The following is a 23553-nucleotide window of genomic DNA, read 5'->3' as shown; positions in this document are numbered from 1 at the left end:
TCTCATCAGGTGGGCCGGCTCCTGATGGGAGAGGCATATGGAGTGGAGCGCTCCCGGTTACACAGAGATCAAGCAGCTCGGGGCGGGCGGCGGCGGGCGCGTCGCGCTGGCCGTGCACGACGAGACCGGGCTCGAGGTCGCGATCAAGTACCTGTCCGCGCACCTGCTGCGCGACCCCGCGGCCCTGGCGCGGTTCCGGTCGGAGGCCCGGCTGCTGACCACGCTGCGCGACCCCAACATCGCCACGATGTGGGAGTACATCCAGGACGTCGGCGGCGCCGCCATCGTGATGGAGCTGGTCAACGGCGTCTCCTTACGCGCGCTGTTACGTGAGAACGGCACGACCGAGCCGGAGGCGGCGCTGGTCGTGCTGAAGGGCTCGCTGCTGGGCCTGGCCAAGGCCCACGCGCTCGGGCTGGTGCACCGGGACTACAAGCCGGAGAACGTGCTCGTCCGCGACGACGGGGTCAGCAAGCTGGTCGACTTCGGCATCGCGGTGCGCCAGGGCACGGCCGCCCATCCGGAGGGCACGCCTCCGTACATGGCGCCGGAGCTGTGGGAGGGGCGGCCCGCCTCGCCCGCCACCGACGTGTACGCGGCCACGGCCGTGTTCTTCGAGTGCCTGACCGGGCACCGGCCCTACCGGTCGACCGAGCCGGGCGTCCTGGGCTACCAGCACGTGCACGCACCGGTGCCCGTCCACGACGCGCCCGAGCCCATCCGCGAGCTGGTGCGGCGCGGGCTGGCCAAGGAGCCGAGGCTGCGGCCGGCCGGGGCGCTGGAGTTCGTGGCGGAGCTGGAGGCCGTGGCGCGGGCGGCGTACGGGGACGACTGGGAGGAGCGGGGCAAGCGCCGGCTGGCCGCGCTCGTGGCCCTGCTCGCGCTGCTGCTGCCGCGGGCCGAGCAGCCGCCTCCCGAGGCGGCCACGTCGCTGGCCAGGACGGTCTTCCGGAGCATGCGCGCCAACGTGCGGCGGGTGGCGATGGGCGGCGCGGTGACCGCGGCGGCGGCCGTGGCGGTGGCGGTCGTGCTGGTCAGCAGGCAGCCGCCGCAGGAGCAGCCGGTGGGCGCGGCGGCGGCCGTACCGCCGAGCGAGGTCACCACGGCGCCGGTCTCCGGCCCGCCGAGCACGCCTGTCACGCCCGAGCCCACGGACGACTCGACGGAGGACGCGCCCGATCCGGATCCCACGCCGCAGGTCGTGCCACAGGACACGCCCGAGACGCCCGAACCGGACATCACTGACTCGCGGCCCCCGTCCCCGTCGGCCACCGTCTCCTCGACCCGTACCCCCGCCCTTACCCGCACGCCCACCCCGACGCTCACGCGGGCCGTCACCGACGAGCCGCCGCCACCGCTCACCTCGGTGCTGGCGGTGAGCGTGGGCGAGATCACGATCGACGCGGACGCGGTCGCCTCCGCCCCGCTCACCCTCCGGGCGAACGGCACCGGCGCCGTGACCGCCACCGCCGCCTGGACGGCCTCCGGCGAGGACGGCCGCACCCAGCGCGTACACCTGAGCGGCGCCAGGAGCTACACCCGCACGCTCACCTGGCCGATGGGCGAACGCCCGTGCGGCAGGACGGTCACGCTGACCGTCACCACCTCCCCCTCGACCGCCGGCGGCCCCCGGACGGCCTCGCTGTCCGTGCCGCCCTGCCCGGCCACGGTGAGCGGACTGAGCGTGGACCTCGGACTGCCCGAGGCGCCCGGCCGCACCGCCACGGCCCGGGTCAGGCTCACCGCGAGCGGCACCGGGGAGATCCCGGTGCAGGCCACGTTCGCGGTCGACGGTGAGGCGGTCGGCACCCGTACTGCGAGTCTGTCGGGCCGGACCTCCTACAGCGAGACGTTCACCCAAGCCTTCAGGTCGCGACCGTGCGGCGCGACGCTGTCGGTGCGGGTGCGCGCGGGCGACAGGACCGACACCGCGCGCACCTCGGTGCCCTGCCCGCCGCAGGTGCGGCAGGTGTCGATCGTCGAGGCGGGCGCGGGCGCCGCGATCAGCGCGCAGGTACGGGTCACCACGGCGGACACCCAGCCGGTACGCCTCACCGTCAGGTTCGCCGCCGGCGAGGGCGGGGACACGCAGACGGTCACCCTGTCGGGCCAGACCTCCTACAGCCGGAGCTTCACCTACCAGGGGAAGGTGCCGTGCGGCACGAAGTGGTCGGTGACGGCCGCGACCGACCCGGCGGCGGACGGCGGGAGCGACAGCCGCGGCGGCACCACTCCGGCCTGCCCCGAGGAGCCCGAGGAGGAGGAACCGCCCACGGAGACCCCGCGCCCGGCCTCAAGGACCGACGACTCGCCCGGCACCGCTGAGTGATAATTAACCGCTTGTGCGGATATCGGTAGCGGGAAAGCGGTTCCCTCTGGTTAAGCTACGGCCGGTTGATGCGGGTGGGGCCCAACAAACTCCGGAGGAAACCGTTATGTACGGTGATGGGCCATGGGGGGTCCCCGGCTACACCGAGGTACGCGAGCTGGGCTCGGGTGCGGCCGGTAGGGTGGTCCTGGCCAGGCGCGATTACGACGGCGTCGAGGTGGCCATCAAATACCTCAGCGACGAGCTGAGGTCCGACGTCGGGTTCGTGGCCCGGTTCCGGCACGAGGCGCGGTTGCTGGCCACGTTGCAGAGCGCGTACCACGCCCGGCTGATCGACTACGTCGAGTCCGGGCCGGGCGCGGCGATCATCATGGAGCTGATCAACGGGGTCTCGCTGCGCGAGCTGCTGCGCTCCAAGGGGCCCACCGGCCCGGAGGCGGCGCTGACCGTGCTCAAGGGCTCGCTCAAGGGCCTGGCCTCGGCCCACGCGATCGGCGTCGTGCACCGCGACTTCAAGCCCGAGAACGTCATGGTCCAGGGCGACGGCACCAGCAAGCTCGTGGACTTCGGCATCGCGGTCAGGGCCGGCGAGGGCGCGAGCGGCGCGGGGACGCCGCCGTACATGGCGCCCGAGCAGTGGTCGGGCAAGGCGGCGGGCCCCGCGACCGACGTGTACGCGGCCACCATCGTGTTCTTCGAATGCCTGACGGGCAGGCGGCCCTACCGGGCGCCGAACCTCGCGGCCCTGGCCCACCAGCACCAGAGCGCGCCCCCGCCGGTCGAGGAGATCCCGGAGCCGCTGCGGAGCCTGATCGAGCGCGGCCTGGCCAAGAACCCCGCCGTACGTCCGCCGTCGGCGGAGGCGTTCCTGACCGAGCTGGAGGCCGTCGCGGCCCGTGCGTACGGGCCGGACTGGGAGGAGCGCGGCCGTCGCCGTCTGGCCGCGCTCGCGGGCATGCTGGTGCTGCTGTTCCCGACCGCGCTGGACGAGCCGGCGGAGACCGAGACCTCGCTCGCCGAGACCCGCTTCCGCGTGCCGTCGCGCAGCATCCTGAGCAGGCTGCCCGCCAAGATCGGCGTCGGCGTGGTCGGTGCCGGCGTGCTGGTCGCCACCGTGGCGATCCTGGTCAGTGCGGGCTCGGCCGAGCCCGTCCTACAGGCGCAGACGAGCCAGGTCACGCCGACCACGGCGGAGGCCGCCACCCCCGAGCCCGCCGACACCGAGGAACCGTCGCCCACGCTGGACGAGGCGACGCCGGAAGAGACTGGGCCCCAGGAGAGCACCCCGGCGCCCAGCCCGACGGCCACGGCGGGCGACGTGCTCCCGCCGGTCCAGCCGACCGCGACCCCGAGCGCCACCGGCACGCCCACGCCCACGCCCACCCCGGCACGGACGCCGGCCAGGACCAGGAAGCCCGCGCCGACCCGGACGCCGACCCCGTCGCCGTCCACCGAGCCCACGCTGAGCGGCAACGTCGACCGGCCCGAGGGCGACCGGCCGCCGTCCACTCCCGCCCCGTCGCCCACGCGCACGACCCGGCCGCCGGAGCCGTCCCCGACGCAGTCCACCAGCACGCCCCCGCAGAGCCCCACCGCCGAGCAGCCGACCGGCGGGAGCGGAGACCCGTCGCCGCAGCAGCCCCGGGTGGAGCCCGCCGATCGGGCGACGGCCGCGCTGCTCGGGCTGGGCCTGGTGACGACGGGCGCGATTCCGGTCACACTTGCGGTGAAGCGCCGTACGGCGGGACGCCACAGAAGAAGGCGCTAGACGCGCCGGGGGGCGACGGCGATGAACAACCCTGCGAGCGGTGTCGCCGGATTCCGGCTCACCGAACACACCTGGATGACCGAACTCGGCAACTGGATCGACGCCATCTCGCCCGACGGCCGCAGGGCCGGGGCGCTGCTGTTCGATCCCAAGATCATCGGCTTACCCGGCGTCCGCGACCGGGTCGTGCAGGCCGTCATGACCGACCAGCGACTGGTGCTGGGCGGGCTGACCGGGCTGATCCCGGTGGCGGACGTGGTCGCCGCGGGCGACCAGGTGTGGCTGCTCACCGCGCAGGCGGTCAGCCCCACCCTGGCCGACCTGCTCGCGGCCGGGCCGATCGACCCGAACGGGGCCGCCTCCTCCCTGGTGGAGACCGCCCAGACCTTGCAGGCGCTGCACGCCGCCGGGATCACGCACGGCTCGGTGCACCCGGGCACAGTGGTGATCACGGCGGAGGGCGTCTCGCTGCTGTCGGAACGCGGCCTGGCCGACGCCATCCGCGCCCAGGTGTCCCCGCGCGAGCGGGACGCGGCCGGGTGGGCGTCGCTGGCCCGCGGCCTGGCCGCCTCCTTCGGGCGGAGCGCTCCCGAGGTGGCCGAACTGTTCGAACGGGTCGCGTCCGCCGCCACCACGCTGGGCCTGGGCCCGGCCAGGGACCTGCTGGTCAACGAGCGGGGCAGGCTGCCCGGCGGCCGGATCACCAGGGACGGGCTGGCCAAGGCGGCGCGCGGCCGGTCGGCCTTCGCGCAGCCGCCGCCGTACGCGGGGCCGCAGGACGGGGCCGGCGACGAGGGCGGCGACGAGGGCGACATCGTCACGCTCCTGCACGTGCCCGGCGGCACGGCGGGTCCCGTCCACTTCGGGCCCGGGGTCGGCACCCAGCCGGACGCCCCTGCCGGAACCCGGCCAGGTCAGGACATCGGCACGCGGGCGCAGCGGCCCGAGACCCCGGCCGAGCACATCTGGCGGGCCGGACGCGACCAGACGTCCGCGCCGCACCGGGCCGCGCGGGCCCGGCGACGGCGGACGATCCTGTCCACGGCCGTCTTCGCGGTGATCATGGCGGGGGCGGTGCTGGCCTGGTTCACGCTGGGGAACGCGCCGGACCTGGAGGTCAGGTCGATCGACGTGGTGGCGCCGAAGAAGACCCAGGGCTGCGACAGCGCGGCCGTGATCACGGCAACGGTCATCACCAACGGGGCACCGGGCGAGATCACCTACGAATGGCGTAAAAACTTGGACAAGGAAATCGTCCAGGGCACGTTGCGCACGACGTCCGGCCAGACGTCGTACACGGTGCCGCTGCGGTGGACTCTGCGCGGGAAGAGCGACGTCAAAGCCACCGCCACGCTCCGGATCCGCTCCCCGGGGCCGGTGCGCACCGACAAGGCGACGTTCACGTACAGGTGTTGATCATCACGCACCCATGCATCTCTCAGCTCTTCTTACTAATCTGGCGAACATGACCACGCAGACCCCCGCGGGCTGGTATCCGGACCCCTACGGCGAGCCGCAGCTCCGCTGGTGGGACGGCAACCAGTGGACCGACGCCACCCACGCCCAGGAGCCGGGGCCGGCCCAGCCCCAGCCGTCCTCCGGACCCCAGCCTCAGCCCCAGTTCTCCGCGCAGCCGAACTCCCAGCCCCAGTTCCAGCCGCCGTCGCAACAGTCCCCGTCGCAACAGTCCCCGTCGCAACAGTCCCCGTCGCAGCCGAACCTCCAGCCCGACCCCCAGCAGTCGCAGCCACAGTCACAGCCCGGCCCCGGCTGGTCGGCGACGCCCGCCAACCCCACCCTCCAGTTCGGCTCGCCCACGGCCGGGCAGGGCGCGTACGGCGCCCCCACAGCCACCCCGCCCACCCAGCAGTTGCCCACCCAGCAGTCGCCCCAGCAGTCGCCCCAGCAGTCACCGCAGTGGGGCGGCACGCCGTTGCCCGGACCCGGCGGCCCTGGCGGTCCCGTGGGCCCCGGCGGTCCCGGCTACGGGCCGCCGCGTAAGCAGGGCAACCCGATGCCGTGGGTGTTCGGCGGGCTGGCGGCGCTGGTCGTGGTCGCGCTGATCGTGGTGGCCGGGATCTTCTTCATCAACCGCGACGGCACGCAGACCGCCTCGCCGCCGACGCCGTCCGACAGGTACGAGCCGCGGCAGCCGCCCACCGAGGAGCCGCCGCCCCAGCAGCCGCTGCCCAACCAGGGCGGCGAGCTCCCGCAGCCGTCGGGCGAGCGGGTGAGCGACGAGCAGGCCGGCGTCTCGTTCGAGGTGCCTGAAGACTGGAAGGTGCCGCCGTTCAACGAGGTCAACAACGGCAACCCGACCACGCAGCAGTGGACGGCCGGGGTGACGGCCGTCTCGCAGGAGAAGTACGACGGCGAGTCCGACTGGATCGGCAACGTCTTCACGGGGCAGCTCAACGAGCTCTACCCCTACTCCGGCGCCTCGGGCCTGGGTGACACCGCCAAGGCCGTCTTCGTGGACTTCACCACCCGCTTCTACGCGCTGGCCCACGAGAGCAAGGTCGTGACGGACAAGGCCATGAAGATCGGCGACCGGGACGCGTGGGTGTTGCAGTTCGAGCTCGACTTCACCAAGATCTCCGAGGAGCAGGGCTTCAAGTGGAAGAAGGAGAACGGGGCGATCGTGCTCATGGACCGCGGTGCGGGGCAGAGCCCGGCCATCGTCTACATCTCCGTTCCCGACAATCTGGGGACCGACGTGGTGAGCCAGGTTCTCGGCTCGCTCAAGCCCGCCTGATCGGTGGCACTAGGCTGGTGGGGTACAAGCGGGCGGATCGCTCCGAGCCGCTGGGCGAGGAGATCGTATGAGTGACTTGATGGTCTGGATCGACTGCGAGATGACCGGGCTCGACCTGAGTCGCGACGCGCTGGTCGAGGTGGCGTGCGTCATCACCGACAGCGAGCTCAAGCAACTGGACGAGGGCGTCGACGTGGTCATCAAGCCGCCCCCCGAGTCGCTGGAGCAGATGTCGCAGGTCGTACGCGAGATGCACACCGCCTCCGGCCTGTTGCCGGAGTTGGCGGGCGGGGTGACGCTGGCCGAGGCGGAGTCGCTCGTGCTCGACTACATCCGCCGGCACGTGCCCGAGCCGAAGAAGGCGCCGCTGTGCGGCAACTCGATCGGCACCGACCGCACGTTCATCGCGCGCGACATGCCCGGGGTCGATGGCTATTTGCACTACCGGATGATCGACGTTTCGTCGATCAAGGAACTGGTGCGCCGATGGTATCCCCGGGTCTACTTCGCCGCGCCGGAAAAGCAGGGCGGACACCGTGCTCTGGCGGATATCACGGAGAGCATCAGGGAGTTGCGCTACTACCGCGCGGCCGTCTTCGTGGACCAGCCCGGGCCCGACTCGGCGACCGCGCGAGCACTCGCGGAGCGTGTCAGCGGCTAAAGGAGTGGCGAAAAGACTCCCGATCCCCGCTACACTTTTCCTGTGCCGCACGATAACGCGTGGCCATGGTGGGTGTAGCTCAGTTGGCAGAGCGCCAGGTTGTGGTCCTGGATGTCGAGGGTTCAAGTCCCTTCACTCACCCCAGTGCACGGCCGGTCCTTCGGGACCGGCCGTTGGCGTTTTTCCCGGCAACGGCCCCAAAACATGACAATGCGGGTTATGCTCGCTGTCTACCGCTAACGCCGGAAGCACGGGGGCCATCGGCGACGATCTGACCGTCTGCGCGCCCCCGGAGGCCGGATGAGAGTCGACGACGCAGCGTTCGAGAGCGTGTTCACCTCTTTGAGCAAACGCGAGGCCGAGGTCATGGACCTGATCGCGACAGGCCAGTCCAACGGGCAGATCGCCCAGCGGCTGTTCCTCAGCGAGAAAACGGTCAAGAACCACGTCAACCGCATCTACGCCAAGCTCGGCGTCGACTCCCGGGTCACGGCCATCGGGCTGTGGCAGTCACGCCAGGAGTAGGCGCCTCGGACAGTGGCCTTCTCGTCTCCCCCCGCGGCGAGAAGGCCCTTCGGCATGCCGTCCGGCAGGACCCTGGCGCAGCGGACGGCGCGCTCCCGGTCGAATGGGTTTGGCAGACGCTGGTGGTGGTGTTGGCATCCATGACGTGCGCGAAGGGGAAAGGACCTGAGGGGGAGGACGGAGGACACTGTCATGCGCAGGAAGCCGCGGGTCGTGGTCGTGGGTGCGGGGTTCGCCGGGCTGGCCGCGACGCGGGAGCTGGCCAGGCACGGCGCGCTGGTGACGCTCGTCGACCGCAACGCGTACGCGACCTTCCACCCCCTCCTCTACCAGGTGGCCACGGCCGGGATGGGCTCGTCGGACGTCTCCTACCCGGTCAGGACCTTCGCCGCCCGGTGGCCCAACGTACGGGCGCGGCGGGCCGCGCTGAGCAAGGTGCACGCCGGCGAGCGCCGGGTGGAGTTCGAGGACGGCACCGCGCTCGGCTACGACTACCTGGTGCTGGCCACCGGCGTCACCACCAACTGGCTGAACGTGACGGGCGCGCGGGAGAACGCGCTGCCGATCTACTCGCTCGGCGACGCCGCCAGGCTGCGGCGCCGGATGCAGGACTGCCTGGAGGACACCGCCGCCGGGCGGCGCCGGAGCATGCACGTCGTGGTGGTGGGCGGCGGGGCGACCGGGGTGGAGATGGCCGGCACGCTGGCCGAGCTGCGCCGGTACACGATCCCGCTGACCCATCCCGAGGTGCGGCCCGACCAGACGAGCGTGACGGTGGTGGAGCGGTTCGGCTTCGTGCTGGCGCCGTACCGGCCGCGGCTGCGGGACTCGGCGGCCGACGCGCTCCGCAGGCGCGGGGTGGACCTGCGGCTGGGCGCCACCGTGGCCGCCGTGGAGCCCGACGCGGTGCTGCTGGCGGACGGGACGCGGGTGCCGAGCGACCTGACCGTGTGGGCGCTGGGCGTCGCCGCTCCCCCGGAGGCGAGTGTCTGGGGCCTGCCGCAGGGCAAGGGCGGGCGGATCACGCTCACCGAGGCGCTGAGCGTGCCCGAGCATCCCGAGATCTTCGTGGTCGGCGACCTGGCCGGGCCGCCCCGTCCGCTGCCGCAGCTCGCGCAGCCGGCGATCCAGATGGGCGAGCACGCCGCCCGGCAGATCGCCGCGGCGGCACGGGGGCGGCCGGCGCGGCCCTTCTCCTACCACGATCCGGGGATCATGGCGACCGTCGGCCGGGCCGAGGCCGTGTTGCAGCTCGCCAACGGGCTGACGATGCGCGGGCTGCCCGCCTGGCTGCTGTGGATCTTCGTGCACGTGGCGCACCTGCTGGGCGGGCGCAACCGGATGAGCGTGCTGCTCAACTTCTTCTGGCGTTACGCCGGGCCCCACCGCAGCAGGGCCAGCGTCACGCAGTAGTCCTCCAGGGCTCTACAGGGCGGCCTTCAGCGCGGCGAGGCCGAGGTCGAGGTCGGGCTCGGGGATGTTGAGCGCCGGGCGCAGGCGTACGGACCTGGGCCCGCAGGGCAGCACCAGCACGCCGTGCTCCTCTCTGAGCCGGGTCACCAGGGCGTCGCGGGCGGCCTGGTCGGGCAGGTCGAAGGCGCACATCAGGCCGCGGCCCCGTACGCTCGACACCGACTCCGGGCGCTCGGCCTCCAGCTTGGTGAGCCGTTCGAGCAGGTCCCTGCCCACGACGGCGGCGCGCTTGATCAGCCCGTCGCGCTCGATGATCTCCAGGATGCCGCGGCTGCGCACCATGTCCACCAGGCCGCCGCCCCACGTCGAGTTGATGCGGCCGCTCTGCTGGAACACGTTGTTGGGCACCAGGTCCACCCTGCGGCCCGCCATGATCCCGCCCACCTGGACCTTCTTGGCGAAGGCCACGACGTCGGGTTCGAGGCCGAGCTGCTGGTAGGCCCAGGCCGTGCCGGTGGTGCCGCCGCCGGTCTGCACCTCGTCGAGGACGAACAGGGCGTCGTGCTCGTGGCACAGGTCCTGCATGGCGCGCAGGAACTCGGGACGCATGTGGTTGTCGCCGCCCTCCCCCTGGATGGGCTCGGCGATGAAGCAGGCGATGTCGTGCGGGTCGCGCTCGAACGCCGCGCGGGCCTGCGCCAGCGCCCGTTGCTCGGCGGCCTCGACGTCGCCGAAGTGGATGGCGGGCACGTCGATGCGCGGCCAGTCGAAGGTGGGGAAGCGGTCGGTCTTGGCCGGCTCGGTGTTGGTCAGGCTCAGCGTGTAGCCGCTGCGGCCGTGGAAGGCCCTGGTCAGATGCATGACCTTGGTGCCGAGATCGCGCGGGCGGCCCGCGGCCTCGTTGCGGCGGCTCTTCCAGTCGAACGCGGTCTTGAGCGCGTTCTCGACGGCCAGGGCGCCGCCCTCGACGAAGAACAGGTGCGGCAGTTCGGGGTCGCCGAGCACCCGGGCGAACGTGTCGACGAAGTCGGCCAGATGCTCGGTGTAGATGTCGGAGTTGGCCGGCTTGTTACGGGCCACCTGGCCGAGGAGCTGGGCGAAGTCGGGGTCGAAGGGCGGGTTCACGCCCAGCGGGGCCGAGGCGAAGAAGGTGTAGAAGTCCAGGTAACGGCGGCCGTTGCGGGCGTCGACGAGCCAGGAGCCCCGGCTGAGTTCGAGGTCGAGCACGAGACGGTATCCGTCGATGAGCAGGTGGCGGGCAAGGCGGGCGTGTACGTCCATGGCGCCTCCACAGCGGATTGGATATTCCTCTCGAAGGACACGGGTGTATACGTAAAATTTACGGCATACCCGCCCTCGAAGTGAAGTTCTTCACACGAAGCGCCAGAGAGATCGTGGCGATGCCGTACAGGATCGCGAAGACGCCGACGAGCCAGACGAGGCTCAGCAGGCCCGCACCTGGCCAGATGAGGAGCAGGAGACCGAAGATCACCGACAGGGCGCCGCCGACGATGAACATCCACTCGTTGTCGATGACCTTGCGGAGGTGGACGCCGGCCACGATCTCGGCGATCCCCGTCAAGATCGCCCAGAACGCCACGACGTAGAGGAGGGCGAGCGAGGTGATGCCCGGCCAGACGAACGCCACGATGCCGGCCAGGATGCCGAGGATTCCGGAGATGATCAGCCAGGCGCGCGACCGTTCGCCGTGCCGGAACCCGGCGAACAGCGCGGACACACCGCTGACGAGGGCGTACGCGCCGAAGAAGATCACCAGGACGAGCAGGGTGATCCCGGGCCAGATGAGTGCCAGGATGCCGAAGATGACCGCCGCGATGCCGCGAATGAGCAGCAGCCACCACGATTGCGAAATATCCCCCATGTTGGTCTGTTTTCCAGGACGTCCCCGGAAACAGACCAGCGGGAGGTCAAATGTCGTTGATCCGGCGGCCCGGCCGCCCGGCGAGGACGCCGGGCCCGCGACGGTCAGAGGTCGGTGATCCGGATGCCGATCGTGCCCGTGCCGCCCCGGCGCACGGTCCAGACGACCACCGCGTCACCGTCCTGCGCCACCCGGAGCGGGGTCGCGACGGGGGTGCCGTCTCTGCGGTAGGTGGTCACCGGGATGCACTGCTCCGCACCGAGGTTCACGCATGGGAGTAGACCACGATCGACACCGCGATGTACTGCACCAGGTACGCGGCGACCGTGCACGCGTGGAAGACCTCGTGGAAACCGAACCAGCGGGGCGAGGGGTCGGGGCGGCGCAGGCCGTACACGACGGCTCCGGCCGAGTAGAACACGCCCCCGACGGCCACCAGCACCACGGCGGCCACGCCCGCGCCCTCGAGAAGCTGCGGCATGACGAAGATCGCGGTCCAGCCCAGCGCCAGGTAGAGGATCGTGTAGAGCCAGCGGGGCGCGTTCATCCAGAACATCCGGAACAACACCCCGGCCAGGGCCCCGCTCCAGATGACGGAGACCACCGCCAGCCGCGCCGTCCCCTCCAGGGCCAGCAGGGCGAACGGGGTGTAGGTCCCGGCGATGATCAAATAGATGTTGGCATGATCGATCCTGCGCAGGAACTCCGCCAGCCGGGGGCCGAGCGTGCTGCGGTGGTAGGTGGCGGAGATGCCGAACAACAACGCCGAGGTGAGCGCGTAGACGGCGGAGGCCAGCCGCGCCTGAAGGGTCGGGCCGAGTGCCACGAGCACGAACCCGGCGACCAGCGTCACGGGCAGCGCTCCAGTGTGCAACCAGCCACGCAGCCTGGGCTTAACGGTGATGGTCGTCATGTAACCTACGGTACCGTAGGTTGGAAATCCGCCACATATCGAGCCCGCGAAAGCGGACCGCCCTCCTTCGGCCGCGCCCGAGCGCAGGCGGCTGTCAGTGGCTGTCAGTGGCCGTCAGAGGCCGTTGAGGAAGCGGGCCGCGATGGGGGCCGCGGTCGCCCCGCCCGATCCCCCGTGCCGGACGAAGACACAGAAGGCCAGGTCGTCCCGGTAACCGATGAACCACGCGTGCGAGGTCCCGTCGCCGACCTCGGCCGTGCCGGTCTTGCCCGAGACGTCGTCGGGCAGGCCCGCGCCGCTGGCCGTCCCGTAGTCGACCACGGCCGCCATCATGTTCCTGAGCACCGCCACGGTCCCCTCGTCCATCCGGACGTCCTCGTGCGGGGTGCCGTCGATGCGGCGTACCTGCTCCTCCGACAGCAGCCGGGGCGAGCGCCAGGTGCCGCTCTCGACGGCCGCGGCGAGCGCGGCCATGCACAGCGGGGTGGTGATGACCTGGCCCTGTCCGATGGCGTCGGCGGCGAGCATGTCGAGGTCCGCGGTGTCCGGCACGTCGCCGCAGGCGCCGCCGATGCCGGTCGCGATGGCCCGGCCGAAGCCCCACTCGTCCGCCGTCTCGCGCAGGTCCTGCCCGGTGAGCCGGGTGGTGGCCTGTTCGACGAAGCTGGTGTTGCAGGAGTGGGCGAACGCGTCGGTGAAGGTGATCAGGCCGCGGTCCAGCGTCTCGTCGTCGTTCTGGAAGGGCCGGTGCAAGGGGATCTGGTACGTGCCGGGGCAGGCGACCTGGGCCGCCGGGTCGAGGCCCTTCTTGAGCAGGGCCGCCGCGGTGATCGTCTTGAAGATGGAGCCGGGCGGGAAGAAGTCCCGTACGGCACTGTAGTTGTCCTTGAGCCGGTCGGCCAGGGCGAGGATCTCGCCGGTGCTCGGGCGGATGACGATGATCGTGGAGTCCTCCACGCCGTCCAGCGCCCGCGCGGCCGCCGCCTGGACGGGGCGGGAGAGGGTGGTCCGCTCGACGTCCGGCTCGGGGACGCGGGTCATCAACTGCCGGTCGGGCCGCCCTGGCGCCTTGGACACCAGCGCCCATCCCTTGTTGGCCCGGACGAACTCGGGCTTGAGCGGATCGAGGTACGCCTCGGCGTAGCTGTCGTTCGGGATCTTGTCGCCCTCGCTGGTGACCAGTTCGGCGGCGGAGGCGTCGATCTCGCCCAGTTCCAGCGTGCCGCCGTCCTTGAGCAGCGGGTGCAGGGTCTCGGGGGCCCACAGCACCTTCCAGGCGCGATCGAACACGGCCAGGCGTAAGGTGCTGTCGAACGGCCAGGCCCCGAACTCGGCGAGCTGCCGCACCCCCGCGAACGCCACCTCGGCGCTCTCCTCCCCCGTGCTCCGCAGGGCGCCGGGCGTGAGCTGGAGCGACTCGACGTGGAGCTCCTCGCTCAGCGCGCGATGCCGTACGACGAAGTCGGCCGGCGGCAGGTGCACCAGCCGTTCCATGGCCATGACGTCACCCTTGCGCCAGGCTTCGAAGTACGCGTCGGCCGTCTGGGCAGCGCTGCCCTTGACCCGGTTCGATGACCAGAAGGCGAAACCACCCGCCCCGACCAACGCCACAAGCGCGATAACGAGCACAATCATCCTTCGTCGTCGCATACGGTTCTCCCAGGAGGGAATCAGACGTGGCACGAGGACAGCGGGAGCCGATGCCCGGCCGGTACCCGGTGACGTTCGGTGAGATCGAGCTTCTCCGGGACCTGGACAGGCAGGACGGCTGGATGCTGTCCAAGGATGGCGTACCTCAGTCGTACGTAGATCTACAAGACCCGACATTTCTGGAATTTGAGTATGTACGACTCATGGCGGATGTGATCGACCTTCTCGCACACGGGCCGCTGAGCTGCGTACACGTGGGCGGCGGCGCCTGCACGATCCCCCGCTACGTCTCCGCCACCCGTCCCGGCTCCCGGCACATCGTGATCGAGCCCGACGGCCTGCTGGTCAACCTCGTCCGCGAGCAGCTCGACCTCCGGTCGGTGCCCCGGCTCAAGGTCATCGTCGCGGGCGGCCGAGAGGGCACGGCCAAGGTCTGGGACGCGTCGGCCGACCTGGTGGTCCTCGACGCGTTCACGGCGGCGACGATGCCGGTGGAGCTCGCGACGGCCGAGTACATGGGCGACATCGCGCGGATCCTCAGCTCCGACGGCACCCTCCTGATCAACCTGGCCGACGGCAAGGGCCTGGCCTTCGCCCGGCGGCTGCTGGCCACGGTGACGAGCACGTTCCGGCACGTGGCGCTGATGGCGGAGCCGGGCATCATGCGCGGTCGCCGGTTCGGCAACCTCATCGTGGCCGCGTCGCGTACCGACCTGCCGGTGGACCTGCTGACGCGGCGGGCGGCCGGAGGGCTCACGCAGGCGCGGTGCGTGTACGGCGAGGGGCTGACCAACTTCGTCGCGGGAGCCGCCGTGATCAGGGACGGCGACCCGGTCCTCGCCCCGGTCCCCCCGCCTGCCGTCTTCGGCTAGGAGCCGAGTCCACACCACGGGCGGTCCGCATCTCGGGCCGCCCGCGTCCTTTTCCTGCGCGGGAACGGCCGCGCGGCCGGGAGAAGTCCGCTGCGGGCTTCCCTGTGCATGGAAAAAGTGATATCACTTTGCTAGCAAGGTGAAGTCACACAGGGAAGGGCAGAGACGATGGCGGACACATCGGGCGCGATCGCGCCCCAGGGGAGCGTGGTGGAGATGCCCGCGCCGCACACCAGCGAGCGTTCCGTGCGGGCGGCCAACGGGTTCGGGATGGCGGCCGTGGCGACGGTGCTGGTCCTGGCCGGGATCGTGCTGCTGATCGTGGGGATCGCGCTGCTCGCCTCGGGGGCCGGGCAGGGCGGTCTCTGGCTGGTCATCGTGAGCAGCCTGGCGATCCTGGCCGGGTTCACGATGAGCTTCGGGCTCACCGCCGTGGCGCCCGGCGAGGCCAGGGTGGTGCAGTTGCTCGGCCGGTACGTCGGCACCCTGCGCACCCCCGGCTTCCAGTGGGTCAACCCGTTCACCTCGCGGCGGCGGGTGTCCACCCGGATCCGCAACCACGAGACCGATGTGACCAAGGTCAACGACGCCGACGGCAACCCGATCCAGATCGCGACCGTGGTGGTCTGGCAGGTCGAGGACACCGCGCAGGCGGTCTTCGAGGTGGACGACTTCGTGGAGTTCGTGGCCATCCAGGCGGAGACGGCCGTGCGGCACATCGCGGGCAGCTACCCGTACGACGCCCACGGCGAGCCGAGGCTCTCCCTGCGCGACAACGCCGACGAGATCAACGAGCAACTGTCCACCGAGATCGGGGCCCGGGTGGCCTCCGCCGGGGTGAAGGTCATCGAGTCGCGCATCGTGCACCTGGCGTACGCGCCCGAGATCGCCCACGCGATGCTGCGCCGCCAGCAGGCCGGCGCGGTGGTGGCGGCCCGGCAGCGGATCGTCGAGGGGGCGGTCGGCATGGTGGAGATGGCGCTGGCCAAGCTCGCCGAGCACGACGTGGTCGAGCTGGACGAGGAACGCAAGGCGGCCATGGTGAGCAACCTGCTCGTGGTGCTGGTCGGTGACCGCGACACGCAGCCCGTGGTCAACACCGGCACGCTCTACCAGTAACAACCGTGGAACGGAAGAAGATCCTTCTGCGGCTCGACCCGGTGGTGCACGACGCGCTGTCCAGGTGGGCGTCCGACGAGTTGCGCAGTACGAACTCCCAGATCGAGTTCCTCCTGCGCCGGGCCCTGTCCGAGGCCGGACGCCTGCCCGACGGAGTGGGGCGCATGCGACCGCGCGGACGGCCCAGGAAGGCCAATGAAGGGGACGGCGCCGAGGAAGACGGCGGAGAAGAGGACGACCCGGCCGCCGACCCCGAGGAAAGACGAGGAGCGAGCGGATGACGACACAGACGGAGGAGGGTGAGTCCGGTGATACAGGGCGAGTCCCCAAGGGGCGGCGAGTCGCTGACGCGGTCGGCCTTCCTGCTGGCCTTCGACCTGCGTAAGCAGCGGCTGGCCAACCGGGGCGAGCTGGGCTACCTGCTGCGCGCGGCGGCCCTGGCAGAGTTGCTGCTGGCGGGCAACCTGGCCGACGAGTCGGGCAAGGCCCGGGCCGTCACCGCTCCGGCCGACGCCCCTCGCGGGTCGCTGCGGGCGCTCGTCTGGGAGCAGGTCTCCGGCTCGCCGCCGCGTTCCTGGCGGCGGTGGATCCGTAAGGACCAGGCGCGGGCGGTGCGCGTCGTTCGCGACGAGCTGGCCGCCGACCGGCTGGTGCGGGTGGAGCGGCACCGGGTGCTGGTGTTCCCGGTCGAGCGGATCGTGCCACGCAAGGCGTACCTGTCACGCAGGCTCGTGGAGCGCATCGGGCAGGTCGTGCGCGGCGGGCGGCCGGTCGGGCGCGTCGAGCCGGACCTACGCGTGCTGGCGGGCCTGGCCGCGGCGGCCCGCCTCAGGACGGTCGTGTCCGGGCGCGACGCCCGCCAGTACAGGGAACGCATCGAGCGGCTCGCGGCACCCGTCGAGCCGATCGCCACCGCGCTGCGCAAGGCCGTGGACGCGGATCGCCACGCGGCCGCCGACGGAGGCGGCTGACCGACGACACCCATGGGGGAGATCATCATGACCACGTTAACGCGGGCGACGCCCGTCACTTCGCGGACCGGCGAGCGGGCGCTCGCCCCCGACCTGGCCCGGGGCGCGATGCTGCTGGCCATCGCGTTCGCGCACGCGCCGCTGTTCGTGACCGCCGTCGACCGCGGCCCGGCCGTTCTCAACACGATCACCGAATTCTTCCATCTCGTCTTCGTCAACAACCACGCGCGCCCGATGTTCGCCTTCCTGTTCGGCTACGCGCTGGTGCAACTGCTCAACCGGGAGATCGACCGGGGCTCCGACTGGGTGAGCGCCCGCAAGCTGCTGCGCCGTCGGGGCTGGTGGCTGGTGGTGCTCGGGTTCGCGCACACCGTGGTGTTCGCCCCGATCGACATCCTGAGCGTCTACGGGCTGACCGCCCTGGTGCTGGTCGGCCTGTTGCGACGGCGGGACGCGGCCCTGCTGTGGACGACGGGGATCTCCCTGGTGCCCGCCACCGCGGCGGTCGCGTTCGGGATGTGGTACCCGCTGTCGGAGGGCACCTCCACGTTCGCGGCGGGCAGCATGGCCGCGGGCGACCGGGGCTTCGGTGCGCTGCTCGTCGATCGGGTCACCGCCTGGCCGATCGGGACGCTCCTGTTCGCGATCATCGTGCTCCCGGCGGTGGCGCTGGGCATGTGGGCGGCGCGGCGGGGCTTCCTGGAGGAGCCCGTACGGCACCGCCGCTTCCTGGTCCGCGCCGCCGTGATCACCACGGTCCTGTCGGTCGCCGGGGCCGTCCCCGCCGGGCTGGTCCAGGCCGGGGTGTGGCACGATCCGTCACCGGAGGCGCTCTGGGCGGTGGCGACGGCGCAGCCGCTCACCGGGTACGCCGGCGGCATCGGCCTGGCGGGCATCGTGGCCCTGGTCGCCATCCGGGCGGCCCGGCGGCGCGGCCGGCTCACCACGATGGTCGAGGCTCTCGGGCAGCGTTCGCTGACCCTGTACCTCTTCCAGTCCCTCGCGTTCGTCGTGCTCTTCTACCCGTACGGGCTGGGGCTGCAGGACGACCTCGGCCTCGCGGGCGCCACGGCCGTGGCGGCGGGCACGTGGGTGGTGTCGCTGTTCCTCGCCGATGCGATGCGGCGGGTGGGGTACCGGGGCCCGGCGGAGATCCTGCTGCGCCGCCTGGTCCACCGCCGGCGCTCCGGTCAGGACGCGTCGGGGCCGAGGTAGGCCAGCACGGCGGCCACCCTCCGGTGCACGTCGCCGCTGTTCTCCAGGCCGAGCTTGGTGAAGATGGCGTTCACGTTCTTCTCCACCGACGAGATCGACAGGTGCAGGGCGCGGGCGATGGCCGAGTTCGAGCGACCGTGGGCCATCTCCCGCAGCACGTCCCGCTCGCGGGCGGTCAGCGCCTCGGGCCGGCCCCGTACGTCGTGCCTGGCCAGCAGCCCCTCGACCACCTTCGGGTCGATGACCGAGCCTCCCGAGGCCACCGCCCTGATCGCCCCGAGCAGCTCGTCCAGGTCGCCCACCCGGTCCTTGAGCAGGTACGCGTAACCCTCGGTGCCGTGCTTGAACAGCTCGAAGGCGAACAACGCGTCGGAGAACTGCGACAGCACGACCACACCGACCTCGGGATGCTCGGAGCGGATGCGGTGGGCCGCGTCGATGCCCTCGAAGCCCTGCCGCCACCGCCCTCCCGGCATCCTGATGTCGGTGATCACGACGTCGGGGCCGAGCCTGCGCACGGCGTCCACCAGCTCGTCGGCGTCGCCCACCGCGCCCACGACCGTCACCTCGCCGGACGTCTCCAGCAGGCGCCGGGTGCCCTCGCGTACGAGGTAGTGGTCGTCGGCCACCACTGTACGGATCCCCTCACCCATGGACCGCCACCCATGCGTTCACCCGTGTCCCCTTTCCCGGTTCGCTGTCCACGGACAGGCCGCCGCCGAGCGCGTCGAGCCGGTCGGCGAGCGTGGCCAGCCCTCTGCGGGCCACCATGTGCGGGTCGAAGCCCTCGCCGTCGTCGGCGACGGTGGCGGCCAGGCGGCCGTCGTCGTGCGTGAGGCGTACGTCGATGGTGGTGGCGCAGGCGTGTTTGAGCGCGTTCGCCACGGCCTCGCTCACCGTGAAGTACATCGCGCCCTCGACCTCGTCGGCGAACCGGCGCGAGCGCAGCGACGGTGGCGAGCTGACCGTCGTGCGCACGGGCAGGCGGGCGCAGCGCTCCTCGACGGCCTCCACCAGGCCGCCCTGGCTGAGGGCGGACGGGTGGATGCCGGCCGCCAGCTCGCGCAGGTCGGCGAGCGTCTGGCGGGCCTGTTCGCGCAGGTGGGCGAGCATGTCGGGGCCTGCTCCCGTGGCCCGCGCCAGCTCCAGCCCGGCGATGAGGGCGACGAGTTGCTGCTGTACGCCGTCGTGGATGTTGCGCTCGATGCGGCGGCGTTCGGCCTCCTGGGCGTTGATCAGGCGGGTGACCAGGCCCGCGCTCTGGATGGCCAGCCCGGCGGGCACGGCGAGGGCCTGCAGCAGGCGCCGGTCGACGCGGGTCAGCGGGCCCGTGTCGCGGGGGCCGCACTCGATGCGGCCACCGTATCGAGCGCTGCCGCCGCGGACCTGCAGCTCCAGCACGGCCTCGCCGGCCTCCTCGCCGGCGACCACTCGGGTGCCGTCGGCCAGCGTCACGGCCGCCCACCTGAGGTCGAGCCCGGTACGCACCGCCGCCGCCAACCGGCCGAGCTGCTCCACCGGCTCGGAGGCGTCCTCCAGGGCCGGGCCGAGGTCGGTCAGCACCTCGTCCGCGGTCGGGCGCAGGTCGAACATCAGGTGCAGGCGAGATCCGCGCAGGCCGACGCGTACGTCGAACAGCCGGTGCCGCAGGATCGCCACGGCGATCACGGTGGGGATCGACCCGACCGCCGCCAGCGTCCCCATCGCCACGACCAGCCACGTCCGCACCCCGCCGAACTGGACGAACGAGATCAACGTCGCCCCCGCCAGGGTCGCGGTCACACCGCCGACCATCCAGGCGTACTGGCGGCGTTCGCCGTCCCCGCTGCGCCGCCAGCGCACCAGCAGCCCGCCGAACACGATCACCGCGACGACCCACGTGACGAACTGCGCGCCGCCCGTGACGAACGCCAGGACCAGCTCCCAGGTGGACAGGGACTCGCTCCGCGGCTGGTACGGGTCCATTCTGTGCAGCGCGAACCCGACGGTGTGCAGGACGATCGCGATACCGGAGATCCACGCCGCCACCCGCCACCGCCGGGAGGGCAGTCGGCCGTCGGGGAACAACAGCGGGACGAAGATCCAGGTCAGGCCGTAGAAGACGGCGAACAGCGAGCCGAGGGCAGCGGCGAGCGGGGTGAGACCGCCGCGCACGGCCAGCCCCGCACCCAGCGTGCCCAGCCCGAGAGCCAGGCCGGCGGCCAGGAGCAGCCAGCCGTAGCGCAGGTCGGGACGCCTGACGGACAGCAGCCAGCCCAGTGCGGGCAGGGGCAGCGACAGGACGATGAACGCCCACTGCGTGACCGGGGCGGGCAGGCCGCTCTCCAGCAGGGCGCCGGTCACGATGCCGGCGATCGCGATCAACGCCGCCGGCCCGGCCACCAGCCTCGAACTCATGGGCCTCATCGTCATGCGCGTGCGGGTGGGCGTCTACCAGGTTATCCGCATATTTCCTGCGGTCGTCCGCACCGGCCGGAACGGTGGCCCACCGGATGGCCGTGATCGTGGTGGACGGGGTTTGCTCGGCGTACGAAGTCGACATCCGAAAGGAGCCCCTTCGATGTACACCGGCACGAACACCGGTACGAACACTGGCACGAACACCGTCACGAACACCGGCACGAGCGCCGCCATGAACGTCGGCATGAACGTCGGCATGAACGTCGGCATGAACGTCGGCGCGAACACTCGCACGAAGGCTGTGCCGAAGCCCGCCCGGTTCCTCGCGGCGAGCGCGGCGGTCGCGGTGGCGCTCGCCGTGACGGCCTGCGGCAGCCTGCCCGCCCCCGTCCAGGCGGCGACGTCCGCCAAGGCCGGGGCCGGGGCCGGGGCCGGGGTCACGGCCGCCCCGGAGATCCCCGCCACCCCGGTGGGCCGGCAGCTCACGTGGCTGCTCGACGCGGCCCCCCGCGCGCCGCTCTCCGAGAGCGAACTGACCGGACACTTCGCCGCCGACTTCCTCAAGAACGTGCCGCCCGCGCAGATCAACCAGGTCCTGACGAGCTTCGGCGCCATGAAGCTGGAGCGGCTGGTGTCGGCGCAGGAGCGGCAGCTCGTCGCGCGCGTCGTGGTCGGCAGGTCGCCGTTCGACGTCACGCTCGTCGTGGACGCGGCGAGCCTGATCACCAGCCTCATGTTCCGCTCGCCGACCCCGCAGAGCTGGGGCGAGGTGGACGAGCGGTTGAGTGAGCTGTCCCCGCAGGCCGGTTTCCTGGCGGCCGAGCTGACCGCCGACGGCAGGTGCCGCCCCGTGCACGCCCTCGCCGCCGACGAGGCGCGCCCGCTGGGGTCGATGGTCAAGCTCTACGTGCTGGGCGCGGTGGCCGAACGCATCAAGGGGGGCGCGTTCGGCTGGGACACGCAGCTCACGATCACGCCCGAGCTGAAGAGCCTGCCGACCGGCGAGCTGCAGAACCGTCCCGACGGCAGCAAGGTGTCGGTGCTGGAGGCGGCCAAGCTGATGATCTCCATCAGCGACAACACGGCCACCGACCTGCTGATCCACAAGGTGGGGCGCAAGGCGGTCGAGCGTACGATGCGGGCCTGGGGCGCCCGCGACGAGCGCAACGTGCCGCTGCTCACGACCAGGGAGCTGTTCGTGCTCAAGGGCGTCGACTATCCGCGCCACACCGAGCGCTACCTGTCGCTGAGCACCGCCAAGCAGCGGGCCTACCTGGACAAGGTCGTGGCCAAGGCGCCGCTGTCGGAGTTCCGGCTCTGGACGGCGCCGCGCGAGCTGGACGCCGTGGAGTGGTACGCCTCCCCCAACGACGTCTGCCGGGCCTACGCGGGCCTGGTGAAGCTGGACGACCGGCGCATCGGCGAGATCATGTCCATCAGCGACGGGGGGCTCGGCCTGGACAAGGCCCGGTGGCCGTCGGTCTGGTTCAAGGGCGGCTCGGAGCCGGGGGTGTCGGACCTGGGCTACCTGGCGCGTACGGCGGAGGGGAAGACGTACGTGGTGACGGCCCTGTCGATCGACCCGGCGAAGCCGTTCGGGCCGGAGGCGGTCTTGGACCAGCTCGCCGTCGCCCGCGGCGCCTTCACCCTGGCGGCCGAGGGCTCCTGACCTCCTGGTCAGTGCGCCACGGTGACCACGATCTTGCCGAACTGCGTGTTGGACTCCATGTGCCGGTGGGCCCGTACGATCTCCTCCAGCGGGAAGAGGCGGTCCACCACCGGCCGCAGGAACCCGGCGCGCAGGCCCGAGGTGACGAACGCCGTGGCGCGGCGCATCCGCTCGGGATCCCCGGTGATCTCCAGCATCGTGTACGTGCGCAGGTTCAGCGCGGGCATGCCCAGGTCGAACCCGGGATAGGGCGTGGGCTGCCCGCTCTGCGCGCCCCACAGGAAGAGGGTGCCGTCGGCGGCCACCGCGCGGGCCAGGCCGAGCACGCCGGGCCCGGCGACGGCGTCGAAGACGAACTCGGCGCCTCGGCCGCCGGTCAGCTCCAGCAGGCGGCCAGGCACGTCCTCCTCGTCGGAGACGATCACCTCGGCCGCCCCCTCCTCCAGCAGCCGCCGCCGCTTGCCCCGGGTGCGGGTCACGGCCACCGGCGTGGCGCCCACCCGGTTGGCGGTCTGGATCGCGGCCAGGCCGACGCTGCTGGAGGCCGCGGTCACCACCGCCATGTCGCCCGCCCGCATCCCGCCCACCTCGACCATCGCGCCGTAGGCCGTGAGGTGGGGCATCCACACCGCCGCGCCGCTCACGGCGTCCACCCCGTCGGGACGTGGCAGGAGCGCGCCCGCCGGCACGATCGCCCGCTCGGCGTACACGCCGTAGTCGTTGTGCGAGAAGCTCGGCACGACGCTGACCGCCTGGCCCTCCTCGAACCCGGCCACCCCGGGGCCGACGGCCTCGATCACACCGGCCGCCTCGTTGCCGAGCCCTGAGGGCAACTGCTTGACCTGCTCGATGTACCGGCCCCTGCGGAACAGTGCCTCCGCCCTGTTGAGCCCGATCGCGTCCACCCGGATGCGTACCTCGCCCGGCCCCGGCTCGCCGGTCTCCAGGTCTTCCAGGCGCAGCACCTCGGGCCCGCCGATCTCGTGGAACCGCACAGTCCTCGCCATGGCACCGTCTTTCGCTCGCTGGGGTGACGCCGCCCCCACTGTGCCAGGAAAGTACGATCGCGGTCAAACTTTGATGAGAGTCGTACTATGGTGGGCATGGAACGCACACCGTCCCACCCGGAGGTCTCCGAGTTCGACCTCCAGAAGGTGCTGGAGGCCCTCGTGGATCCGGTGCGCCGGAGCATCGTCACACAGCTCGACGCCGCCGGCGCGGACATCGCCTGCGGCGCCTTCGACCTGTCCGTCAGCAAGTCGACCGCCACCCACCACTTCAAGGTGCTGCGCGAGGCGGGCCTGATCCGGCAGCACTACGCCGGCACCTCACGCATGAACACCCTGCGCCGCGCCGAGATGGACGAGGTGTTCCCCGGCCTCCTCGACGCCCTCACCGCGACCCGGTAACT

22 protein-coding genes and 1 tRNA gene are annotated in these 23553 nt (G+C 71.8%); 15 read left to right on the top strand and 8 right to left on the bottom strand.

Going from position 1 to position 23553, the window contains the following annotated elements:
• Window positions 1–37: 37 nt before the first annotated feature.
• The 8 genes from ABD844_RS16975 (at window position 38) to ABD844_RS16940 (ending at window position 9451) form a co-directional block, all read left to right on the top strand.
• A complete protein-coding gene (locus tag ABD844_RS16975; protein WP_344877965.1) occupies window positions 38–2329 on the top strand; it encodes a serine/threonine-protein kinase in 2292 nt (763 codons plus the stop codon).
• Between the two features lie 106 nt (window positions 2330–2435).
• Complete coding sequence (locus tag ABD844_RS16970) at window positions 2436–4097, top strand: serine/threonine-protein kinase (protein WP_344877964.1); 1662 nt, start codon at window positions 2436–2438, stop codon at window positions 4095–4097.
• Between the two features lie 21 nt (window positions 4098–4118).
• Window positions 4119–5513: a protein kinase family protein gene (locus ABD844_RS16965; protein WP_344877962.1), complete on the top strand. Its 1395-nt coding sequence runs from the start codon at window positions 4119–4121 to the stop codon at window positions 5511–5513.
• A gap of 49 nt (window positions 5514–5562) precedes the next feature.
• Window positions 5563–6852 (top strand): DUF2510 domain-containing protein, encoded by a 1290-nt coding sequence (locus tag ABD844_RS16960; protein ID WP_344877960.1) that lies wholly within the window; start codon window positions 5563–5565, stop codon window positions 6850–6852.
• 67 nt (window positions 6853–6919) lie between these two features.
• Window positions 6920–7513 carry an oligoribonuclease gene (orn, locus tag ABD844_RS16955; protein WP_344877958.1) on the top strand — a complete coding sequence of 198 codons (594 nt, stop codon included), beginning with the start codon at window positions 6920–6922 and terminating at the stop codon, window positions 7511–7513.
• A 68-nt stretch (window positions 7514–7581) separates the two neighbouring features.
• A tRNA-His gene (locus ABD844_RS16950) sits at window positions 7582–7657 on the top strand.
• A 156-nt stretch (window positions 7658–7813) separates the two neighbouring features.
• Window positions 7814–8038, top strand: a complete 225-nt coding sequence (locus ABD844_RS16945) for a helix-turn-helix domain-containing protein (protein ID WP_344877956.1) — start codon at window positions 7814–7816, stop codon at window positions 8036–8038.
• Between the two features lie 192 nt (window positions 8039–8230).
• The gene (locus ABD844_RS16940; protein ID WP_344877954.1) at window positions 8231–9451 is read left to right on the top strand and encodes an NAD(P)/FAD-dependent oxidoreductase; all 1221 of its coding nucleotides are present in this window, start codon (window positions 8231–8233) and stop codon (window positions 9449–9451) included.
• Window positions 9452–9463: 12 nt separating this feature from the next.
• On the opposite strand, the gene lat is transcribed toward ABD844_RS16940, so the two are convergent.
• From lat to ABD844_RS16915, 5 genes are all read right to left on the bottom strand, one after another.
• A complete protein-coding gene (gene lat, locus ABD844_RS16935; RefSeq protein WP_344877952.1) occupies window positions 9464–10732 on the bottom strand; it encodes an L-lysine 6-transaminase in 1269 nt (422 codons plus the stop codon).
• A gap of 58 nt (window positions 10733–10790) precedes the next feature.
• On the bottom strand, window positions 10791–11333 hold the full coding sequence (locus tag ABD844_RS16930) for an HdeD family acid-resistance protein (protein WP_344877950.1): 543 nt from the start codon (window positions 11331–11333) through the stop codon (window positions 10791–10793).
• Between the two features lie 104 nt (window positions 11334–11437).
• Window positions 11438–11602 carry a PNPOx family protein gene (locus tag ABD844_RS16925; protein WP_344877948.1) on the bottom strand — a complete coding sequence of 55 codons (165 nt, stop codon included), beginning with the start codon at window positions 11600–11602 and terminating at the stop codon, window positions 11438–11440.
• Window positions 11599–12246: a PAQR family membrane homeostasis protein TrhA gene (gene trhA, locus ABD844_RS16920; protein WP_344877946.1), complete on the bottom strand. Its 648-nt coding sequence runs from the start codon at window positions 12244–12246 to the stop codon at window positions 11599–11601. The genes ABD844_RS16925 and trhA overlap by 4 nt, the downstream gene beginning before the upstream one ends.
• A gap of 114 nt (window positions 12247–12360) precedes the next feature.
• The gene (locus tag ABD844_RS16915; RefSeq protein WP_344877943.1) at window positions 12361–13875 is read right to left on the bottom strand and encodes a penicillin-binding transpeptidase domain-containing protein; all 1515 of its coding nucleotides are present in this window, start codon (window positions 13873–13875) and stop codon (window positions 12361–12363) included.
• A gap of 71 nt (window positions 13876–13946) precedes the next feature.
• On the opposite strand from ABD844_RS16915, the gene ABD844_RS16910 reads away from it, so the two are divergent.
• From ABD844_RS16910 to ABD844_RS16890, 5 genes are all read left to right on the top strand, one after another.
• Window positions 13947–14768, top strand: coding sequence for a spermidine synthase (locus tag ABD844_RS16910; RefSeq protein ID WP_344878202.1), 822 nt, complete (start codon window positions 13947–13949; stop codon window positions 14766–14768).
• A gap of 168 nt (window positions 14769–14936) precedes the next feature.
• Complete coding sequence (locus ABD844_RS16905; RefSeq protein ID WP_425568588.1) at window positions 14937–15887, top strand: SPFH domain-containing protein; 951 nt, start codon at window positions 14937–14939, stop codon at window positions 15885–15887.
• Window positions 15888–15892: 5 nt separating this feature from the next.
• Window positions 15893–16168, top strand: coding sequence for a type II toxin-antitoxin system antitoxin (locus tag ABD844_RS16900; RefSeq protein WP_344877941.1), 276 nt, complete (start codon window positions 15893–15895; stop codon window positions 16166–16168).
• 18 nt (window positions 16169–16186) lie between these two features.
• Window positions 16187–16858, top strand: a complete 672-nt coding sequence (locus tag ABD844_RS16895) for a GPP34 family phosphoprotein (protein WP_344877939.1) — start codon at window positions 16187–16189, stop codon at window positions 16856–16858.
• Between the two features lie 27 nt (window positions 16859–16885).
• The gene (locus tag ABD844_RS16890) at window positions 16886–18073 is read left to right on the top strand and encodes a DUF418 domain-containing protein (protein WP_344877937.1); all 1188 of its coding nucleotides are present in this window, start codon (window positions 16886–16888) and stop codon (window positions 18071–18073) included.
• Here the strand turns inward: ABD844_RS16890 and ABD844_RS16885 are convergent.
• The gene (locus ABD844_RS16885; RefSeq protein ID WP_344877935.1) at window positions 18049–18726 is read right to left on the bottom strand and encodes a response regulator transcription factor; all 678 of its coding nucleotides are present in this window, start codon (window positions 18724–18726) and stop codon (window positions 18049–18051) included. The two genes, ABD844_RS16890 and ABD844_RS16885, sit on opposite strands and share 25 nt — an antisense overlap.
• Window positions 18719–20470 carry a sensor histidine kinase gene (locus tag ABD844_RS16880; RefSeq protein ID WP_344877933.1) on the bottom strand — a complete coding sequence of 584 codons (1752 nt, stop codon included), beginning with the start codon at window positions 20468–20470 and terminating at the stop codon, window positions 18719–18721. The genes ABD844_RS16885 and ABD844_RS16880 overlap by 8 nt, the downstream gene beginning before the upstream one ends.
• A 163-nt stretch (window positions 20471–20633) precedes the next feature.
• Here ABD844_RS16880 and ABD844_RS16875 point away from each other — a divergent pair, with 163 nt between their 5' ends.
• Window positions 20634–22142, top strand: coding sequence for a serine hydrolase (locus tag ABD844_RS16875; RefSeq protein WP_344877931.1), 1509 nt, complete (start codon window positions 20634–20636; stop codon window positions 22140–22142).
• Window positions 22143–22150: 8 nt separating this feature from the next.
• On the opposite strand, the gene ABD844_RS16870 is transcribed toward ABD844_RS16875, so the two are convergent.
• Window positions 22151–23149, bottom strand: a complete 999-nt coding sequence (locus tag ABD844_RS16870; RefSeq protein ID WP_344877929.1) for a zinc-dependent alcohol dehydrogenase family protein — start codon at window positions 23147–23149, stop codon at window positions 22151–22153.
• A 96-nt stretch (window positions 23150–23245) separates the two neighbouring features.
• Here ABD844_RS16870 and ABD844_RS16865 point away from each other — a divergent pair, with 96 nt between their 5' ends.
• Window positions 23246–23551 carry an ArsR/SmtB family transcription factor gene (locus ABD844_RS16865; RefSeq protein ID WP_344877927.1) on the top strand — a complete coding sequence of 102 codons (306 nt, stop codon included), beginning with the start codon at window positions 23246–23248 and terminating at the stop codon, window positions 23549–23551.
• Window positions 23552–23553: the final 2 nt, after the last annotated feature.

It is taken from the genome of Nonomuraea antimicrobica (assembly GCF_039536965.1).
GTDB classification, from domain to species: Bacteria; Actinomycetota; Actinomycetes; order Streptosporangiales; family Streptosporangiaceae; genus Nonomuraea; species Nonomuraea antimicrobica.
This window is presented reverse-complemented; position numbering and strand designations above follow the sequence as displayed.

Excerpts from the sequence above, each read along its gene's own strand:
- ABD844_RS16905 (WP_425568588.1), top strand. The coding sequence starts at position 14,937 with ATGGCGGACACATCGGGCGCGATCGCGCCCCAGGGGAGCGTGGTGGAG.
- orn (WP_344877958.1), top strand. The coding sequence starts at position 6,920 with ATGAGTGACTTGATGGTCTGGATCGACTGCGAGATGACCGGGCTCGAC.
- ABD844_RS16930 (WP_344877950.1), bottom strand. The coding sequence starts at position 11,333 with ATGGGGGATATTTCGCAATCGTGGTGGCTGCTGCTCATTCGCGGCATC.
- ABD844_RS16960 (WP_344877960.1), top strand. The coding sequence starts at position 5,563 with ATGACCACGCAGACCCCCGCGGGCTGGTATCCGGACCCCTACGGCGAG.
- ABD844_RS16910 (WP_344878202.1), top strand. The coding sequence starts at position 13,947 with ATGCCCGGCCGGTACCCGGTGACGTTCGGTGAGATCGAGCTTCTCCGG.
- ABD844_RS16970 (WP_344877964.1), top strand. The coding sequence starts at position 2,436 with ATGTACGGTGATGGGCCATGGGGGGTCCCCGGCTACACCGAGGTACGC.
- lat (WP_344877952.1), bottom strand. The coding sequence starts at position 10,732 with ATGGACGTACACGCCCGCCTTGCCCGCCACCTGCTCATCGACGGATAC.
- trhA (WP_344877946.1), bottom strand. The coding sequence starts at position 12,246 with ATGACGACCATCACCGTTAAGCCCAGGCTGCGTGGCTGGTTGCACACT.
- ABD844_RS16885 (WP_344877935.1), bottom strand. The coding sequence starts at position 18,726 with ATGGGTGAGGGGATCCGTACAGTGGTGGCCGACGACCACTACCTCGTA.
- ABD844_RS16945 (WP_344877956.1), top strand. The coding sequence starts at position 7,814 with ATGAGAGTCGACGACGCAGCGTTCGAGAGCGTGTTCACCTCTTTGAGC.
- ABD844_RS16940 (WP_344877954.1), top strand. The coding sequence starts at position 8,231 with ATGCGCAGGAAGCCGCGGGTCGTGGTCGTGGGTGCGGGGTTCGCCGGG.
- ABD844_RS16880 (WP_344877933.1), bottom strand. The coding sequence starts at position 20,470 with ATGAGTTCGAGGCTGGTGGCCGGGCCGGCGGCGTTGATCGCGATCGCC.
- ABD844_RS16975 (WP_344877965.1), top strand. The coding sequence starts at position 38 with ATGGAGTGGAGCGCTCCCGGTTACACAGAGATCAAGCAGCTCGGGGCG.
- ABD844_RS16865 (WP_344877927.1), top strand. The coding sequence starts at position 23,246 with ATGGAACGCACACCGTCCCACCCGGAGGTCTCCGAGTTCGACCTCCAG.
- ABD844_RS16875 (WP_344877931.1), top strand. The coding sequence starts at position 20,634 with ATGTACACCGGCACGAACACCGGTACGAACACTGGCACGAACACCGTC.
- ABD844_RS16965 (WP_344877962.1), top strand. The coding sequence starts at position 4,119 with ATGAACAACCCTGCGAGCGGTGTCGCCGGATTCCGGCTCACCGAACAC.
- ABD844_RS16870 (WP_344877929.1), bottom strand. The coding sequence starts at position 23,149 with ATGGCGAGGACTGTGCGGTTCCACGAGATCGGCGGGCCCGAGGTGCTG.
- ABD844_RS16890 (WP_344877937.1), top strand. The coding sequence starts at position 16,886 with ATGACCACGTTAACGCGGGCGACGCCCGTCACTTCGCGGACCGGCGAG.